Source organism: Blastopirellula marina, from assembly GCF_002967765.1.
Taxonomy (GTDB): domain Bacteria; phylum Planctomycetota; class Planctomycetia; order Pirellulales; family Pirellulaceae; genus Bremerella; species Bremerella marina_A.
Genome location: NZ_PUHY01000004.1, coordinates 564,629 through 582,903 on the forward strand (window position 1 = coordinate 564,629; position 18,275 = coordinate 582,903).

The following is an 18,275-nucleotide window of genomic DNA, read 5'->3' on the forward strand; positions in this document are numbered from 1 at the left end:
ACATCACCCATTTGAATCGTATTGCTTTATGCCCCCCGATTTGGCAGCTACCAGAGCCTTCTCCATCGAAGTCGTCCAACAGCTTAAACAAGCCGGTTTTCAGGCCTTATGGGCGGGAGGCTGCGTACGCGACTTGTTACTAGGTCGAGAATCCAAGGATTTCGACGTCGCTACAAACGCGACTCCGGACGAAGTTCGCGATGTTTTCGGTCATGATCACACCTTGCCGATCGGTGCCTCGTTCGGGGTCATTACCGTCAATGGAGGACGCCGTCGGGGTCAGGTTGAAGTAGCTACCTTCCGGACAGACATGGGCTATTCCGACGGCCGTCGACCGGATGCGGTCCGCTTCAGCAGCGCCGAAGAAGATGCCCAGCGCCGCGATTTCACGATCAACGGCATGTTCTACGATCCTGTTGAGGAAAAGGTCCTTGACTATGTCGGTGGACAGCGCGACTTAAAGAACGGCTTGGTTCGTAGCATCGGAAATCCTTATCTCCGATTCGAGGAAGATAAGCTGCGTATGTTGCGGGCGGTACGTTTCAGTTCGACGTTCGCCTTTGATCTGGAATTGGCCACGCAACGGGCAATTCGGGAATTTGCCAGCCATATTCACGTGGTCAGTGCCGAGCGAATCGCCGCTGAGATGCGCCGCATGTTAGTCGACAACCACCGCATGATCGCCGTTCGCATGCTGCGGGATCTGACACTCATGGACGAGCTTTTGCCAGAGCTCGACTCGGTGGTGGGGCACGCATTGCGTTGGAGTGAGACGTATCAATCGCTAGAACGACTGCAAGTTGCTGACTTTAGTGCTGCTATGGCGCTACTACTGAGATATGCATGTCAACGTAGTGTGCTCAACGGAGAACCTCATCGTCCTGTCGAGCCAGCTGCTGCCATCGCGGCACGATGGAAACTGACCAACGACGAAACCAAAACCATTCAGTGGATTTTGCGTCACGAAGGGCTGATTCGTCGTGCGGACGAAGTTGCCTGGCCCAAGCTCCAGCGGTTGTTGATCCAAGAGCCGGCGCCCCTGCTGATTGAAGCAGGACGAGCGATTCAGCGAGCTAAGGCAATTTCAACCGAAGGGGTCGACTACGCCCGAAGTCGTATTGAGCTGCCAGAAGAAGATCTGAATCCCGCACCGCTGCTAAACGGGGGAGATCTTATCCAAGCAGGTTACCAACCAGGACCTCAATTCCAACGCGTGTTGGAGGCAGTTCGCGACGAGCAACTTGAGAAACGGATCGCCACAACAGCCGAGGCATTGGACTTTGTGAAAGTCCAGTGGGATAACCTCTAAACGAATATCTTAGAACTAAGCAAACTTTGAAATCTGACTACTGAAGGACATCTTTGATGGAATTCGTGTTTGAACTGGTCCTGCGATGGGCCCACATCTTGCCAGCAATCATTTTAGTGGGCGGAACCTTGTATATGGTGTTTGCTCTTCACCCAGCGATGCAGGCGACCGAGTTCGCGGAAAAGCCAGAACTGAAGAACGCAATTCGGACGCGATGGGCCAAAGTAGTGATGATTTGTGCCGGGATTGTGGTGCTAAGTGGGATTGTTTCCCTTGGTTATCAGGCCATGAAGTACAAATTCCCCCAGCATTACTATCACGGCGTGGCCGGAGCAAAGTTGCTGCTGGCCCTCGTGATTCTGTATATCGCCAGTCTGCTGACAGGACGCAGCAAGAACGCCGAGAAGTTCCGTGAGAAAGAAGGCTTCTGGCTGAAGTTGAATGCCTCGTTGGCGGTAATTCTCGTATTGATGGCCGGCTCGTTGCGAATCGCCGATCGGGTACCCAAAAGTGCTGGTTCTGCCGATTCTAAGGCCCCAGCGGCTTCCCCTACGGAGACTCGTAGCGAGAATTCTTAACGTCGGGGGCCAGAGCGACTAAGATGGGTAGACGCGTAGTGCCCTGACACGACGCTGCTCCCCCCGCGATTGTCTTCTCCATAGGTGTCCTGTTATGTCCGACCGCAACGAGGCTTTGGCCGTTCTCAAGCAAGCTCGCGATGCCCTGCTCGCTCGCATGACCGAAGCGATCTTAGAGCAGGCGGACGAGATCTTGGCCGACGCGGAAGGAGAGTCGTTCCTGAGCGAGATCGAGAATCTCTACGACCGGATGGGGAACAAGTTGGGACACCTCAACCAAATGATCGCCAACCTCCCTGGCGAGCCGGAAGAGCCAAGGGAAGCCCCCTTCGAGCGTTATGACGAACCCAGTGAGAAAGAAGCGGTACGCCTGCCACACTTTCCTCTGGCGATCACGCCCGAGGAAGAAGTTGCCGATGTAGCCGGGCGGCCTGATCTGATCGGACTGCCAGCTCCGGGAACGCCGCTCCCCAAAGCACCCGCGTTCGCACGGTTTGTCAGTCTGATCGAGCAAGGTAGCGTTGACGAAGCGGGTGACTTGATTGGGCAAATCCTCGGGTTATCTCCGTTCTCGGGCATGAAGTCGGCCCAGACTTTTCATAAGAATTACCAATCGGATACCTCGGTGGTCGTCAAAGCGATGCGTATACGGCACGAACTTGTCGCTCACCGATTTAACGATGCCTTGATGCTGATGCACGAATGCTTTGGCCTGCAGGGTATTGAAGCTATGGTGGCACTCCAGAAGATGCGAGACATTCTTGCCTCCCCTGCGAGCAGCTAGCCTGGCTGACACCTTTCTTTCAACCACCTCTCTTGGAGTCTTCATGGACAAGAAGCAAAAGAAACGCCTTGATATTCTGCAGAAGAAGATGCAGACCTTGAATCAGAAGTTGGCCGGTGTCAAAGCTCAAGCCGATGAACCAGGCGAGGTCGAGGCAGTCGAGCAGGAAATCGTCAAGACGCGCGAAGAGATCGAAAAGCTCAAAGCGTCCTAAAAATGCTCGCATCGCGGCGTTGGGTGGCGTAAACTGCTAGGCACTTCTCGTCCCGCAATTCCCACCTATTGGACGATCTACGCGATGCCAATGACATTCACCAAACGCAAGATGAGCATGCCTTTGCTGCTCATCCTTATCCTGCCAACGTTTGCCGTCGCCCAAGATCCGGTTCGGATCTTACCTGCAGGGCAACTGCCGGATGATGCTCGGCTTGCTCCGCCGAAAGATCTGGACGGCTACTTTCCGTTTAGTCCGCCCGAAAGCAAAGAAGCTTGGCAGGTGCGGGCTGAAGAAGTCCGCACGCAGTTGAAGGTCGCTCTCGGCCTTTGGCCGATGCCGCCGAAGTCGGATCTCAATCTCGAACGCGTCAACGTGCAAAAGTTCGACCGTTACCAAGTCACCGGCGTCCGTTTCGAAAGCATGCCGGGCTTCTATGTTACGGGAAGCCTCTACGAGCCAGTCGGCAAAGATGGACCATTTCCGGCCGTCCTTTGTCCCCATGGGCATTGGACCAATGGCCGCTTCTACGAAGCGAATGATGGCGAAATTAAGAAGCAGATCGAAAGTGGTGCCGAGTCGATTGCCGAAACGGCCAAGAATCCAATGCAGGCACGTTGCGTTCATTTAGCACGCATGGGCTGCGTTGTCTTGCAAGTCGACATGTTGGGATATGCCGATAGTCAGCAGCTTTCCTTTGAACTGGTCCATCGGTTTGGAAAGCAGCGTCCTGAGATGAATACCAATCAGCGATGGGGATTCTTCAGTCCCCAGGCCGAGTCGCACCTAGAATCGGTCATGGGGCTGCAGATTTGGAATTGCATTCGAAGTTTGGATCTCCTGGAGTCGCTGGAAAGTGTCGACAAGTCGCGGTTAGCAGTTACCGGTGCCAGTGGCGGGGCAACGCAAACCATGATCGTGGGGGCTATCGATCCACGAATCGCAGCAGTCTTCCCGGCGGTAATGGTTTCGACGGCCATGCAAGGAGGCTGCACCTGCGAGAATTGCACGCTCTTGCGTGTCGGAACTGGCAATGTCGAGTTTGCTGCATTGTTTGCTCCCAAGCCGCAAGGGCTGACGGCAGCGGACGACTGGACAAAGGAGGTCGAGACCAAAGGGTTCCCCGATCTGAAGCGGCTCTATGCATTGATGGGGGCCGAAGACAAGGTTCATCTGACGGCACGCACCGAGTTTGGCCACAACTACAATGCCGTCTCTCGGCGAGCCATGTACGAACTGTTCAATGATGCGTTGGGGCTCAATGCTTCGGTTGAGGAACGTCCCTACAAAAGACTTACCGAGAAGGAGCTGACCGTCTGGGTTGGCCGGAATCAGCCTGAGTATTCCGAGGAGTTCGAACGCGACCTACTCGCCGAATGGACTGTCCTTTCCGAGCAACAAATCAATTCTCTCCTTAGTGGTGACGAGACCGCATTCGCGAAGTTCCGTGAGATTACCGAGCCAGCACTTGATGTCATGGTCGGTCGAAATTCTCCAACAATGGACGACCTCGAGTTCGATGTGAAAATTAAGGAACAGCGAGAGGACTATCTCTTGATTGGCGGTTTACTTCACAACGATCAAAATGGTTCGCAGTTGCCGGCTTTGTTCCTTTATCCAAAAGACAATTGGAGCGGACAGACCGTGCTGTGGCTTTCGGATAAGGGCAAAGATGGATTGTTCGCCGAAAATGGGCGTTTGAAATCGGAAGTTGCCAAGTTAGTATCTTCAGGTGTTTCGGTGGCAGGCATCGACTTGATCTACCAGGGCGAGTTTCTCGCCAACGAGCAAACATTCGAGCAGGCACCAAAGGTTGAGAACCCGCGAGAAGCAGCAGCTTATACGCTGGGTTACAACCGAGCGGTCGCGGCGGAACGGATCAACGACATCGCCGCAATGGCTACGTTCATGCGGAATCACGAACGAGCTCCGAAATCAGTTGGCCTAATCACCTTTGACCCGGCAATGGCTGGGCTGGCTTCCGTCGTAATGGCAAAGGATTCCAAGGCGTTTGATTTCGCAGCGATCAAGACCGACGGATTCCGATTCGGCAAAGTCGACTCGATTCGTTCCCCGAACCTGCTTCCTGGCGGAGCAAAATATGGCGATGTTCCCGCCTACTTAGCGATGGCGGCCCCGATACCGCTGCGTGTGATGGGAGAAGACGCTGAAAGCTTGAAGTGGGTGAGCCATGCTTACGAGAAAAAGAATCAAGCCGATCGTCTATCTTTAACCGAAGATATCGACGTGACTCCGATCGATTGGGTGTTGGGTCAACTGAGCCGCTTTCAATAAGCGTTCACTTCAGAAGACATCGAGTTGCATCCCACGAATCACGATGCGATTGGAGTACGTGGCTCCATAGCTACTGGATGCTTCGGCAAATCTCGTCCACTGCGTCTGGTTATCCAGATCGACCAAGCCGATCGCGTCGATCTCGTTCCAACCGGGAACGTTGGCAGAGTCGATATAAACTTTTACCTTCTTGGTAGGCCAGATCGTCTTCAATGGAATCTTAGAGACCCCTCCGCCTGCGCCGATTGCTGTGGGGTCGCTGCCTTGCCAGACGACTACCTCATTTCCAAGGGAAGTAAAGAGCGAGACCTTCGTGACTGCCCCGGGATTGTAGGTTTCGTAAATTTGAAGTTCCTTCGGCATTACTTCGTTTTCGAAGTGAGCCACGATCCACTCTTGCTGTCCATCGGGCGTCTCCGAAGCCCAAGCGGTTCGACGATCGCCAAAGCTTTTAGTATCGGGCGCTCCTAGTACCTGTTCCACTCCCCAGGAAACTTGCTGCTTTTGCTTGGGGGCAATTTGAACTTTTAAGGCGATAATCTCCTCCTCAAGTTGGACACGATCGCGGCGCCAGGCGAAGACGACACAGGCCAAGAGGATGAGAAGAAGCAGCGTGCTAAAGCGAATTTGCAGCCAACTCCATGCCGGGACAGGCAACGAGAAACGCAGCGTAAACCCAGCCCAGGGTGAACCAACATGAAATCGAATCGGCTTCCAACGAGACATGGAGTTTTCCCACGGGAAGAGATACGGAAATCACCCAACAGGGCGAAACAACCAATCGTCATGGTAAGAGAGATTTGCGATTCTGAGTAGCGAAAAGTGATGACTCGTTCCATTTGTATTCTGACTCGATGATTGGGGGCTCTGACGAAGATCGGCAAATGGACAGACGCTTGTTTTTCCCTGCTTACACATCCAGTTTGCGTGATCGGTTGCGATTCTTAGTTGTTTCATCTGGGAATTGTTCGTTCCACTTGGCGTGTCGTAGAATGAAAGAATGTCGATGGCATTTAAGACAATGCCGCAACCACACCTATCAGCTAGGGAGTTTAGAAACGATGAGTGACAATTTGGAAATCGTCCACTTAAAGGATTTGACCATCGTTCGGATCAGCGGCAAGTTGACGGCCGAAGATTACGAGAAGTTTGTCCCTGAAATCGAAAAGCAGATCGAGGAATTCGGTAAGCTCCGTTTGTTGGTCGAACTTCACGACTTCCATGGTTGGACTTTGGCGGCCGTTTGGGATGACATTAACTTTGATATGAAACATTGGAACGACATCAAACGCTTGGCTATCGTCGGCGAATCGAAATGGGAAGCTGGCATGTCGGTCTTCTGCAAACCGTTCACGGGCGCCAAGGTCAAGTATTTCGATCACACAAAGTTGGAAGATGCCAAGAAGTGGCTTGTGGAAGAAGCTGAGTAGGCTTTTCCTAACGCAGTTGCTTTCTCTAAAACTACGGAGCGTCTTCCGCCATGGTGGAAGAAAAGTCGCGAGAAGTTCGTCAAATGGTTGACGAACTTTATCGTCAGGAATCTCGCCGGGTCTTTGCCACGCTGGTTCGTCTGCTAGGTGATTTCGACCTAGCAGAAGAAGCCATGCACGAGGCGTTCACCTCCGCAGTAGAAAAGTGGCACGAGGAAGGTATCCCCAACAATCCTCGTGCCTGGTTAGTTTCGACCGGTCGATTTAAGGCCATCGATACCATCCGCCGTCGTGTTCGATTTGACCAATCGCTCGGCGAAATCGCTCAGCGATTAGGAGATGGTACCAGCACTTACGATCCGGTCGATGACGAAAACATCGAGGACGATCGCTTGAGGCTGATCTTCATGTGCTGCCATCCGGCGATCGCATCGAGTGCTCAAGTCGCTTTGACTTTGCGCGAAGTTTGTGGCCTTCGTACGGAAGAAATCGCGAGCGCCTTTCTCACCTCACCGCCGACCATTGCGCAGCGAATTGTTCGTGGAAAAGCAAAGATTCGGGACGCGGGCATTCCGTTCGAAATTCCGACTGTCTCGCAGATGCCACAGCGGATGGACGCTGTTCTGTCGGTAATCTACCTTGTCTTTAACGAAGGCTACTCCGCGTCTTCCGGCGACAAGGTAACCCGCCGTGACTTGTCGGAAGAGGCAATCCGTCTGGGGCGGTTATTAGTGCAGCATCTGCCTGATGCGGAAGCAAAGGGCTTGCTTGGTCTTATGTTGATTCAAGAGTCGCGTCGTGCGGCGCGGACGACTCTGGAGGGGGACATCGTCCTGTTGGAGGATCAAGATCGTTCCCTCTGGAATCAAGCATACATCGCCGAAGGCTCGGAATTGATTCAGCAGGCTCTCGCCTCACGTCGGTTTGGTATTTACTCATTGCAGGCCGCCATAGCCGCCGTCCACGCCGAAGCGTCGTCCCCAGAGGAAACTGATTGGACGCAAATCATCGCCTTGTATGATGTTCTTGCAATTGTTGGCCCTTCGCCGATCGTCGATTTGAATCGAGCTGTAGCCGTTGCGATGCGGGATGGCCCCGAGACGGGACTTCCGTTAATCGAAGCCATACTCGAGCAAGGGACGCTCTCTCAATACCACTTGGCTCACGCCGCCAAGGCAGATCTTTGCCGTCGACTAGGGCGGAAAGCCGATGCCAAACACGCCTATGAAAAGGCACTGGAACTTGCCAGGCAAGAACCTGAGAGGCGATTTCTCGAGCGGCGCATTCAGGAACTGGCCTAGGTTTCTCAGAAAAGTTTTCCAACGCCTGTCGATTAACGAGGTCGCTATGCGACTAGAGGGTAAAGCAGCTTAATTACTTATCCTCGCGAATCGGAGAAAAGCAGATGAAATTCGTCTGTTTGGGATATATCGATCTGGCCAAGTTCAACAGCCTGCCTGACGAAGAGCGGGAATCGCTGATGACGGAGTGCTTTGCCTACGACAACGAACTTCGCCAGGGAGGGCACTTCGCCGGAGGCGGGGCTCTAGATGCCCCTGAAAATGGTGTCACGCTTTGCTACCAAGCTGATCAAGTGGAAGTGACCGACGGCCCATTTGTAGAAACAAAGGAGCAGATTGGCGGCATCTTGCTACTGGAAGCTCGCGACTTGAATCACGCAATTCAATTGATGTCGAAACATCCAGGCGTGAAGATGGGACCATTCGAAATTCGCCCGGCGGACGAAGCAACCAACTTGGCGATCGCAGCCGTGGCAGAGCAGTTTGCGAAAGACGCCAATCTTTAATCAACCTCTCCAAGACGTTCATTCGAGGACACACTCTCATGCAGATCGACATTCGACCAGAGCATCACTGGCTTTCCAATCTGATCGGTAAATGGACGATGGAAGCGGAAATGGATATGGGGCCGGAACAGCCTAAGTTGATCACCAAGGGAACGGAAGAAGTTCGCGCTTTGGGAGAGGCCTGGATCGTGTGTGAAGGGGAGGGTGAGGAGGCGGAATGCGGGATGGGATTATCGCAATTCACGTTGGGATTCGATCCGTCGCAGAACTGTTTCGTGGGGACGTTCCTCAGTTCCAAGATGACGTACTTGTGGATCTATGAAAATGGTCGTCTCGACGATGCTGGAAAAGTGCTGACTCTTGACGCGACCGGCCCCAGCTTTACCGGAGAAGGGACTGCGCGATACCAGGATATGATCGAAATCATTGAAGATGGACACCGAACCCTCAAGTCGCAAGTTCTCGATGAAAACGAAGTGTGGCATCACTTCATGACGGCCCATTACTACCGCCAAGGATAGGCAGTCAGTTTTCCTAATCAAGGATTCAAAATGAAACGCTCACGCTTGAAGGTTGGTATGTATATTGGCTTGGCTGTGCTGCTGTTGGTGATCTGTGGTGCGATCTTTGTGGCCACACGTCCTAATGAATTTCATGTCTCCCGATCGGTCGAAATGGAGGCTCCGCCTGAGGTGATCTTCCCACATGTCAATCGCTTGTCGGCCTGGGAGGCGTGGTCTCCTTACGAACAAATCGATCCTGAGATGGAAAAGACCTTCGAGGGCCCCGAGCAAGGGGAAGGGGCAGTCATGCGGTGGAAAGGAAATTCGCAGGCGGGTGCGGGAAGTACCAAGATTATCCAGAGCGTACCCAACAAGTCGGTTCAAATTCAGTTGACCATGACAGAGCCTTTTGGCTGCGAGAATGATGTGTTATTTACCTTCGTGCCGAATGGAGAGAGTACCACGGTGACATGGGCGATGACCGGGAATGTTGGTTTCGGCGGGAAGCTAATTCACCTGTTTATCAACATGGATCGAATGGTCGGTGGTCAGTTTCAGGATGGCCTGACACAGTTGAAAGAAATCGCGGAAAAGCAAGCAACTGCGGACACCACTTAGACCAATTCTGTCACCACGTTCGACAACGGGTTTCTCCGGAGATGGGCGGGAAGATATCATCTCGATTAGCGGCTGAGAAGACACACAACCAAGGATCGCCTAATGAACGATTTGGCTCCCCCAGTTCCTGTAGTTGACCCGAAAAGACCTCCCACGGCTGTACTTTGGACAGGTCGGGTACTTTCGGTTTTGGTGACGCTTTTGTTCCTCATGAGCGCGGTCGGAAAGTTTTTCGTCTCCCCGCAGATGGAAGAAGGGGTTGAAAAGCTAGGTATTCCTATGGATATCATGGTGCCGCTGGGCATTTTGGAAGCCACCATCGCGCTGATCTACTTCGTCCCGCAGACCGCTGTGCTGGGAGCGATCTTGTTAACCGGCTACATGGGCGGCACCATCATCACCCACTGGCGAGTCGGTGACAATTTTGTCTTCAACATTATCATTGGGGTCGTCGTCTGGCTCGGAATCTTTCTACGAGACCGACGACTGTGGGACCTTCTCCCCTGGCGACGCGTGTAGTTTGTGTTAACACGTTCGCTTCGGTCAAGGTTATCTGATACCCTACGAGGAGTATTCGATGCTCCTCCTTGGGTGTCTTCATGTGTGACCACAAAAGACCGTCCCGTCGCCGCCAATTTACGCTACGGACCTTGCTCTTACTCACCATTCCGGCAGCCGTACTATGCTATTTTGGTGCCAATAAGTTTCGCGAGTTTGAGGCGGATAGACGACTATACCTCGAGAACCACGCACGTTACAAAAAGGAAAAACACGTAACGGAGGCCATCTTTCAGACAGGCATCGGTGATGTCCATTTTACCGGGACTTATCACATTTGGAGCACGCAGGGTGAGATGCCGGACTTTCATTGGAGTTCTCATGGACATAACAAAGGCTATGGGGGCGTCGTAAGGACAGATTTTTATAACGCGAAAGTCACACCCAAGTCACTTGATTTGCTCGCGGAACTGGAACAGTTGAAGACGATTGAGTTTTCACATTGCGACTTGGTAGCAGTTGTCGATGACCTAGATCGTTTCAACGACGTCGAGAAAGTCTCCATTTCGGCGTTTGAATCTCAAGGGACATCAGCATCACCGAGCGATACCAAAGACGTCGCGTACGTTGACGAATTGTCTCAAGTGTCTTGTACAACGCATGTACGTCTGCACGGCTTCGCGATTTCGCGGGAGGCAATCGCGCGGCTCATTGAATTGCCTCGGATTAAGCATCTGGAATTGTCCGACTGTCCCGTCGATTGGACGACCGATCACATATACAAACCGCCCGCGCAACTGCGTCGGCTGAGTCTTAGAAACATGGAAGTGCCGATCTTCGTAATCCGGCAGATCACGAATTGGACTTGGTTGGAAGAGTTGGAGTTTCGTCGCTGTCAGGCTGACTTAGCGCATATTGCATCCCTGGCACACTTCGTCGATCTGAAAGAGTTGTCGCTCGAAGATGTGGAAGTTTCCGCCAGCTTAATGCATAGTATCAGCCAACTTCCGAAACTACAGAAGCTGAAACTGAACAATTGTCGGATCGACTGGAGCCAGGCAGAATCGCTTGGGTCGCTGACCCAATTGGAAGAACTCGATCTCAATGGAAGCAATGTCATCGACGAAAACCTGATCGGTTTGTCAGAGCTTGACGCGTTGAAATCGTTGAAGCTAAGTGAAACCGATATTACCGATGCGACACTGATCAATCTGGCGGGCTTACCCGGACTTGAAACGCTCCACCTTCCTTACACCAAGATCACAGATGTTGGTGGAGAGTTTCTTGGCGAGCACCAAAGCCTTAAAGACTTGCAGTTGCAATACACCGACTTGACCGATCAATCGATTGCCAAACTCTCGCGTCTTAAGAAATTGGAGCAACTGAATCTTAAGCGAACTAAGGTTACCGATGCTGGGGTCGAATCATTCGACCTGGACGACTTGTTTGTGGTAAATTTGTCGGGCACAGCAGTTACGGACAGGGCTTTGAATTCAATTGGCAAAGGCTCCTTCACTCGCCACATTTACATTGCGAAGACAAGCATCGCGGATGGTAGTGAGGCTGACCTGGCTCGCATTAACAAACGCTTTCACGCGAATATCGAGAATCAGTGGGGCTGGTATATTTGGTACCATCACGAAGACGAGTTCCCCAGCAATTGTAGTTGCACGACTGGTAAGAAAACGCCTGTCTCTGGAGTCGATTCTATCGACGTCGACAAACTACCATCGATCGATCTCGGCGGAATCGCATCGTTGGTTGAGGAGTCATCCTCAACCAAATTATCCGACCATTCTCAATAATCACTGATCGAGTGCGAACCTTTCTGTCCAGGAAGTATCCTTTCCTCAAGGTCGTTCTCGCGATTCGTAGTGGAATCGAAGACCATCTTTCTGTTGTTTCTCTGCCTGCCAGGCGGTAGCGTCGCAGCCATGCTTTTGATTCACGGACAGTTGCCAGCGTCGTCGAAGTGATCTTGCTTCGACTTCCCTTCTTCGCTTTGAGCGTGATCAACGCTCGTGGTCTGTCTGTATTCTTCTGCAAAAAGCATGAGTCATGTCAGCATACGCTCGCAAACAATCAGCGAAGCGATGGCTGGACTGCGCGTTGGTAAATCACGCGCCGCGGTCACGTTATCGCATGTATTATTGGAACCTCGTAAACGACATAAGGTCGAAGTCTTCCCTGCTCGCGATTCCCAGTGGTGCATCTCCAACGGACTTTACGCAACTCAGAACCGTGATATGCGCAATTGCCAAGTTGACGCAGCATCGAAAGCACTGGACTAATATGCCGGAGTTTTGGAGCCCAAAAGAATTGGGATACCGACGCCAGTTTCGTTCTTTGCTGAGGCATCTTTTTGAAAGATATCCGGTACCTGATTTCCTAGCCAACGATTGGCTCGAACCATGTCAGAGCGATTGGAGTCGCCAACTCTATTTGCACATGGCACAAGGGTTCAGTATTCGGCAATTCAGCCCACGGTCTGCGATTCCGATTAGCCCTCAAACGGCACGTTGGATCATGCAGGTCCCTCCCCACCTCGAACCTTACCCGGGAATTCGCTGGGCGCAAATTTGTGGCCTCGGGGGAACGAGAGAACTTGCGAACTGCCTCGCGAAAAACTCGATCTTGGATTACGAGACGAGTGATGAACCGTTCTGGGAATCGGTGCTACGGTTCTTGATTCGTAACATGCCGTTGTGTTTGGACGAAGTGCAAGAGATCGTGAACTTTGTAAACGAACAGAAGTTCGAGGCTGGTGAATATGCTTGGGGTCACGGTGGAGGGACTTCGCCTCTTCAGCCAGAATTGACACTGAAAGGTCGGACGCTGCGGTCCCTCCGGCGGCACATGGCAAATTGGCGGCAAGACATCCTGAAGAAACGCCCAGAGTTGGCCAAAAAGTCTTTTGATTGGCCACGGTCCGAGTTCGCGCCGCTTGTCCATCATGACGGAGATGCAAAATGGCTAATCTTTGAACTGCTCAGTGATCGTGCCCTTAAGCTCGAGGGCAACGCCATGAATCATTGTGTTTACGATTACGTGGGAGAGTGCCTTGAACGAACATCCTCAATTTGGTCGGTGAGGATTCAACGAAGCGGTACTCCCAAACGCATGGTGACGATCGAGGTCGATCCGAAGACGAGGAAGATTGTGCAAGCCCGGGGAAAATGTAACAGCACACCGACGCTAGAGTCGAAGCAAGTGCTCAGATTTTGGGCCGAGCGAGAAGGGCTAACTCTCACGAGCGTCTAAAATTCGCAATTGACGACCTGTCGGAACAAAAAAGCTGGCCTGAGTTCTCAGACCAGCTTTTCTATTAGTTCAATTTACCGGGAAGCACGCTTCGCTTACTTACTTCGCAGCGCGGATTGCGGCTTGAGCAGCGGCCAAGCGAGCGATCGGCACGCGGAATGGCGAGCAGCTCACGTAGTCCAGACCAACGTTGTGGCAGAAATCGATCGAAGCAGGGTCACCACCATGTTCGCCACAGATACCGCATTTCAGATCCTTGCGAGCCTTACGACCCTTGGCAACGCCCATTTCGACCAACTGGCCGACACCGGTCGCGTCCAAAGTTTGGAACGGATCGGATGGTAGGATTTCCAGGCGGGTGTAGTCTGGCAGGAACGTGTTGACATCGTCACGGCTGTAACCAAAGGTCATCTGCGTGAGGTCGTTCGTACCGAAGCTGAAGAACTCGGCGTATTCGGCGACTTCATTTGCGGTCAAAGCGGCCCGTGGGATTTCGATCATCGTACCGATGAGAATGTCGAGTTCGCCGTTATAGCCTGATTCCGACTTGACCTTTTCGATGGTTTCTTCGGCCTTGGCTCGCAGGACTTGCAACTCAGCCGCGGTTCCAACGAGCGGAATCATGATTTCCGGCATCGCGTTAACACGCTTCTTCTTGCATTCGATTGCGGCTTCGACAATCGCGGTGACCTGCATTTCCAGGATTTCTGGGTAGGTCACGCTCAAGCGGCAACCACGATGGCCGAGCATTGGGTTTGACTCGTGCAGTTGAGCAACACGCGACTTGACCTTCGCAGGGCTGATACCGAGGATCTCGGCGATTTCTTTCTGCGACTTGGCTTCGTGAGGAAGGAATTCGTGCAGTGGTGGATCCAACAGACGAACGGTAACCGGCAGGTTCTTCATGGCGGTGAAAATGCCGACGAAGTCTTCTCGCTGGAACGGCAGCAGCTTCGCCAATGCCGCACGACGGTCGGCTTCCGATTCAGCCAGAATCATTTCCCGCATGATGATGATGCGGTCTTCTTCGAAGAACATGTGCTCGGTACGGCAAAGGCCAATCCCTTCGGCACCGAAGTCACGAGCACGCTGCGAGTCGGCAGGTGCATCGGCATTGGTGCGAACACCCAAGGTGCGGTACTGATCGGCCCACTTCATGACCTTCGCAAAGTCACCGGAAAGCTTTGGTTCGCTGGTTTCAACGGTACCTTCCATCACTTCGCCGGTCGAACCGTCGATCGAGATGGTGTCGCTGTGCTTGAACGTCTTACCGGCGACTTTGATCTTACGACCCTTTTCGTCGATTTCGATTTCGCCAGCACCGGCCACACAGCAGCGTCCCCAACCACGTGCGACCACGGCAGCGTGACTGGTCATACCACCGGTCGAGGTCAGAATACCAACGGCCGAGTGCATACCATCGATGTCTTCGGGGCTGGTTTCCTTACGGCAGAGAATGACCTTCTCGCCGTTGTGGGTGCGTTCAACCGCTTCTTCGGCGGTGAAAGCGAGAACACCAACTGCCGCACCTGGCGAGGCTGGCAAGCCGCGGGTCAGGACGTTGGCCTTCGACTTCGACTCCGTGGTGAAGCTTGGCAACAGCAACTGGGTCAGGTCGTTTGCTGGAATACGGAGCAAAGCAGTTTGCTCGTCGATCAAGCCTTCCTTCACCATATCGCATGCGATCTTCACAGCAGCCGCACCGGTTCGCTTACCGTTACGAGTCTGCAGCATGAACAGCTCGCCCTTTTCGATGGTGAACTCGATGTCCTGGACGTCTTTGTAGTGGGTTTCCAGGGTATCTTTGATTTCAAGCAATTGCTTGTAGACGGCACGATTCCACTTGCTCATTTCAGCGACTGGCTGTGGGGTACGAATACCAGCCACAACGTCTTCGCCCTGAGCGTCGATCAGGAACTCGCCGTAGAACTTGTTTTCGCCGGTCGATGGGTTACGGGTGAATGCCACACCGGTACCACTATCTTGGCCCATGTTGCCGTAGGCCATCGATTGAACATTGACCGCCGTACCGAGCAGACCACGGATGCCTTCCACTTCGCGATAACGGACGGCACGCGTGGTGTTCCAAGACTTGAACACAGCTTCAACCGCCAATTCCAATTGCTTCATTGGATCTTGAGGGAAGGCTTCGCCGGTGTACTTCTGGTAGATGGCCTTGTACTCGTTGCACAGTTCGATCAACCCAGCGGCTGGCACTTCGTTGTCCAGGGTCGCGTTGTACTTCTTCTTGATTGCCGAGAAAGCGTGCTCGAAGTGATCGCGATCCACTTCCATCACGACGTCGCCAAACATGTCGATCAAGCGGCGGTATGCGTCGTAAGCGAAACGTTCGTTGTTCGTGGCATTGGCCAGTCCAACAACCGATTCGTCGTTCAGACCCAGGTTGAGAATCGTGTTCATCATACCGGGCATCGAAACGGCAGCACCTGAGCGAACCGAAACCAGCAGTGGGTTTTTATTGTCGCCGAAGGTCTTCTTCAGTTCTTTTTCCAGCGTCGAGATGCCTTCGTGAACTTCGTCCATCAGGCCCTTCGGCAGCTTCTTTCCACCCTTGTAGTAGTCCGCACAGACTTGGGTGGTGATGGTGATGCCTGGAGGGACTGGCAGGCCGATGCTGGTCATCTCTGCCAGGTTCAAACCTTTACCGCCGAGCAGATCCTTACCGACTCCCTTACCTTCGGTCTTGGTTTTGCCGAAGTAGTAAACCATCTTCGAGGATTTGGATTTCTTAGCTGCCGCTTTCTTGGCCATGTCTTGAAACCTTTGAATATCGCAAACGCTGGAGTGTTGTGTCGGTTTAGGGGGAAAGGTCCATTCTGTCGGTCGAAACAACCGGGGTCGCCCGATTGGCCCTTGCATAGAAGGATTGGATTTCGACCGAATATATGCAGCAAAGTTTACTTGAGACTGCAAGCAACCGTCAACCAGACCCCAACTTGCGTCGATTACGCCTAGGGAATTCCCAATTTGGGGCATTCGCACCGCAATAGCGGTTTGGCGCGAAGCATAGTAGAGTGGACAATGGTATCCGGCAGTAAGCCATCTCGGTCGTACGAAAGTATGAACGTTTGCCTGCCTCTTGCTTCCTTTTTTCCCTTATCAGTCCGGTTCATCGTGTTTGACGACCAAGACGACTACGATTTTGAAGACCCGTACGGCGGCAACGAGATGACGGCCCGCGAACGAGCCGAAGGTTTCATTCTCAAGGCAGTTCTCTTTGAGTCGGCTCTGGCATTCGTGGCGGTCGGGATTGGTGCGCTGATTGGGGTGGCCCCGTGGATAAGCTCGAGCTGGGATACCGGAGGTGTCGTGCCGATCCTAACCTCGCTCGGCTTAGGTGCACTTGGGACGATTCCGTTACTAATTGCCTTCATGGCGATGCAGTATTCGTCGTTTAGCTCGCTGGACGATCTGCAAGAATACATGGATCGTTACATTGCTCCCCTCTTCCGCGAGGCGACGATCTTCGAGCTTGGGTTGGTAAGCCTGGCAGCTGGGCTGGGAGAGGAAGCCTTATTCCGCGGCGTGATCCAGACGTTCCTGCAGCAGCTCATGGGAAGCGGGGCAGGGCCGGTAGTGCCAATTGCTTTGACCAGCTTGCTGTTTGGCGTGGTGCACTACATGACGAAGGAGTACTTCATCATCGCTTCAATCATGGGAGCGTACCTCGGCATCTGGTTCTGGTGGACGGGGGATATTATCGTCCCGATCGTCATCCACGCACTTTATGACTGGTTTGCCTTGGTCTACATGCGGCAAACCAGCCCAGAAGTCGCTGCGAAGTCTGAGGAAGATTAGGGCGGCCTTAAACGGCGGCGCCCTTCTGCTGGTCCATGGCTTCTCGGAATCGCGAGAAGAGGTACTCGCTATCATGCGGACCAGCCGAAGCTTCCGGATGATATTGAACGCTGAAAGCTGATAGCTCTTTATGCTTAACGCCAGCAATCGTGTTGTCGTTTAGATTGCGATGGGTAATCTCTAGGCAGCCAGGCAGGCTATCCTCTTCGACAGCGAAGCCATGGTTCTGCGAGGTAATCTCAACCTTTTCCGTTCCCAGATCGAGAACCGGCTGGTTAGCACCACGGTGACCGAACTTCAGCTTGAAGGTCTTCGCGCCGCAAGCGAGCGACAGCAGTTGATGGCCCAGGCAGATGCCGAAGATTGGCTTCTTACCTAACAGCCCTTGGATGGTTTCGATCGGGCCGGTCAGTGGTTCCGGATCGCCAGGTCCATTGGAAAGAAAAATGCCGTCGGGATCGTGGCTGAGGACTTCTTCGGAAGAAACGGTGCCTGGAAGGACCGTGACCTTACAGCCCATGTCTCGCAGATGGCGGGGAATATTCCATTTCATGCCGTAATCCAATGCGACGACATGCAGGTCCTGATCTTTGCGGGCATTCATTGCACGGGTCTTGTCCCCCATCTTGATCCAGGGGCTCAGGTCTTCTTCCCACATCGATTGCTGTGCTGGCAGAACTTCCTGTACCAAATCGCGACCTACTAGCCCGGCGCTGTTCTTTGCCTTCTCGATTAAGGAAGCATCATCCAAGTCGACACTGGACAAAACAGCTTTCATCGATCCACTGCTTCGCAAGCGTCGGACAAGTGCGCGGGTATCGATGTCGGTCATGCCGACCACATTGTTCTTCTTGAGAAACTCGTCGAGCGAGCCATTTGAACGGAAGTTGCTTACCACGCGGCTTACTTCGCGCACGATGAAGCCTGCCATATGAACCTTGGCGCTTTCCATATCCTCGGCGTTCACACCGTAATTGCCGATTTGCGGATACGTCATCGTCAAAATCTGACCGCGATAGCTAGGATCGGTCAGGATTTCCTGATAGCCAGTCATGGAGGTATTGAAGCAAGCTTCTCCACTGACTTCGCCAATGGCCCCAAACGCGATTCCCGTGAAAACGGTTCCATCTTCCAGTGCGAGTTTGGCTGGCTGCGACAT

Annotated in this window: 18 protein-coding genes; 15 read left to right on the forward strand and 3 right to left on the reverse strand. The window is 53.1% G+C overall.

Annotated features, from left to right (window positions below; all coding sequences use genetic code 11):
* Positions 1-28 precede the first annotated feature (28 nt).
* The 5 genes from C5Y83_RS03635 (at position 29) to C5Y83_RS03650 (ending at position 5,180) form a co-directional block, all read left to right on the forward strand.
* A complete protein-coding gene (locus tag C5Y83_RS03635; protein WP_105328279.1) occupies positions 29-1,309 on the forward strand; it encodes a CCA tRNA nucleotidyltransferase in 1,281 nt (426 codons plus the stop codon).
* Between the two features lie 56 nt (positions 1,310-1,365).
* Positions 1,366-1,887, forward strand: a complete 522-nt coding sequence (locus C5Y83_RS03640) for a hypothetical protein (RefSeq protein ID WP_105328280.1) — start codon at positions 1,366-1,368, stop codon at positions 1,885-1,887.
* A 94-nt stretch (positions 1,888-1,981) separates the two neighbouring features.
* Positions 1,982-2,671 (forward strand): hypothetical protein, encoded by a 690-nt coding sequence (locus C5Y83_RS03645; protein ID WP_105328281.1) that lies wholly within the window; start codon positions 1,982-1,984, stop codon positions 2,669-2,671.
* Positions 2,672-2,714: 43 nt separating this feature from the next.
* Positions 2,715-2,885, forward strand: a complete 171-nt coding sequence (locus tag C5Y83_RS29550) for a hypothetical protein (RefSeq protein WP_199194972.1) — start codon at positions 2,715-2,717, stop codon at positions 2,883-2,885.
* An 84-nt stretch (positions 2,886-2,969) separates the two neighbouring features.
* A complete protein-coding gene (locus C5Y83_RS03650; protein ID WP_105328282.1) occupies positions 2,970-5,180 on the forward strand; it encodes an acetylxylan esterase in 2,211 nt (736 codons plus the stop codon).
* A gap of 9 nt (positions 5,181-5,189) precedes the next feature.
* On the opposite strand, the gene C5Y83_RS03655 is transcribed toward C5Y83_RS03650, so the two are convergent.
* Positions 5,190-5,906, reverse strand: coding sequence for a hypothetical protein (locus tag C5Y83_RS03655; protein ID WP_105328283.1), 717 nt, complete (start codon positions 5,904-5,906; stop codon positions 5,190-5,192).
* Positions 5,907-6,241: 335 nt separating this feature from the next.
* Between C5Y83_RS03655 and C5Y83_RS03660 the strand changes: the two genes are divergently transcribed.
* From C5Y83_RS03660 to C5Y83_RS29310, 9 genes are all read left to right on the forward strand, one after another.
* Positions 6,242-6,610, forward strand: coding sequence for an STAS/SEC14 domain-containing protein (locus C5Y83_RS03660; protein WP_105328284.1), 369 nt, complete (start codon positions 6,242-6,244; stop codon positions 6,608-6,610).
* A 50-nt stretch (positions 6,611-6,660) separates the two neighbouring features.
* On the forward strand, positions 6,661-7,911 hold the full coding sequence (locus C5Y83_RS03665; RefSeq protein ID WP_105328285.1) for an RNA polymerase sigma factor: 1,251 nt from the start codon (positions 6,661-6,663) through the stop codon (positions 7,909-7,911).
* Between the two features lie 104 nt (positions 7,912-8,015).
* Positions 8,016-8,417: a YciI family protein gene (locus C5Y83_RS03670; protein ID WP_105328286.1), complete on the forward strand. Its 402-nt coding sequence runs from the start codon at positions 8,016-8,018 to the stop codon at positions 8,415-8,417.
* A gap of 38 nt (positions 8,418-8,455) precedes the next feature.
* Complete coding sequence (locus tag C5Y83_RS03675) at positions 8,456-8,938, forward strand: DUF1579 domain-containing protein (protein ID WP_105328287.1); 483 nt, start codon at positions 8,456-8,458, stop codon at positions 8,936-8,938.
* 30 nt (positions 8,939-8,968) lie between these two features.
* Positions 8,969-9,538 carry an SRPBCC family protein gene (locus tag C5Y83_RS03680; RefSeq protein WP_105328288.1) on the forward strand — a complete coding sequence of 190 codons (570 nt, stop codon included), beginning with the start codon at positions 8,969-8,971 and terminating at the stop codon, positions 9,536-9,538.
* Positions 9,539-9,640: 102 nt separating this feature from the next.
* A complete protein-coding gene (locus C5Y83_RS03685) occupies positions 9,641-10,057 on the forward strand; it encodes a DoxX family protein (RefSeq protein ID WP_105328289.1) in 417 nt (138 codons plus the stop codon).
* 80 nt (positions 10,058-10,137) lie between these two features.
* Positions 10,138-11,841, forward strand: coding sequence for a leucine-rich repeat domain-containing protein (locus tag C5Y83_RS03690; RefSeq protein ID WP_105328290.1), 1,704 nt, complete (start codon positions 10,138-10,140; stop codon positions 11,839-11,841).
* Positions 11,842-12,087: 246 nt separating this feature from the next.
* Positions 12,088-12,327, forward strand: a complete 240-nt coding sequence (locus C5Y83_RS29305) for a hypothetical protein (RefSeq protein ID WP_158262219.1) — start codon at positions 12,088-12,090, stop codon at positions 12,325-12,327.
* A gap of 343 nt (positions 12,328-12,670) precedes the next feature.
* Positions 12,671-13,297 carry a PcfJ domain-containing protein gene (locus C5Y83_RS29310; RefSeq protein ID WP_158262220.1) on the forward strand — a complete coding sequence of 209 codons (627 nt, stop codon included), beginning with the start codon at positions 12,671-12,673 and terminating at the stop codon, positions 13,295-13,297.
* Between the two features lie 99 nt (positions 13,298-13,396).
* Here C5Y83_RS29310 and ppdK read toward each other — a convergent pair whose 3' ends face one another.
* Positions 13,397-16,069, reverse strand: coding sequence for a pyruvate, phosphate dikinase (gene ppdK / locus C5Y83_RS03700; protein WP_105328292.1), 2,673 nt, complete (start codon positions 16,067-16,069; stop codon positions 13,397-13,399).
* 363 nt (positions 16,070-16,432) lie between these two features.
* Between ppdK and C5Y83_RS03705 the strand changes: the two genes are divergently transcribed.
* On the forward strand, positions 16,433-17,116 hold the full coding sequence (locus C5Y83_RS03705; RefSeq protein ID WP_158262221.1) for a CPBP family intramembrane glutamic endopeptidase: 684 nt from the start codon (positions 16,433-16,435) through the stop codon (positions 17,114-17,116).
* 7 nt (positions 17,117-17,123) lie between these two features.
* Here C5Y83_RS03705 and carA read toward each other — a convergent pair whose 3' ends face one another.
* Positions 17,124-18,275: a glutamine-hydrolyzing carbamoyl-phosphate synthase small subunit gene (gene carA, locus C5Y83_RS03710; RefSeq protein ID WP_105328294.1), complete on the reverse strand. Its 1,152-nt coding sequence runs from the start codon at positions 18,273-18,275 to the stop codon at positions 17,124-17,126.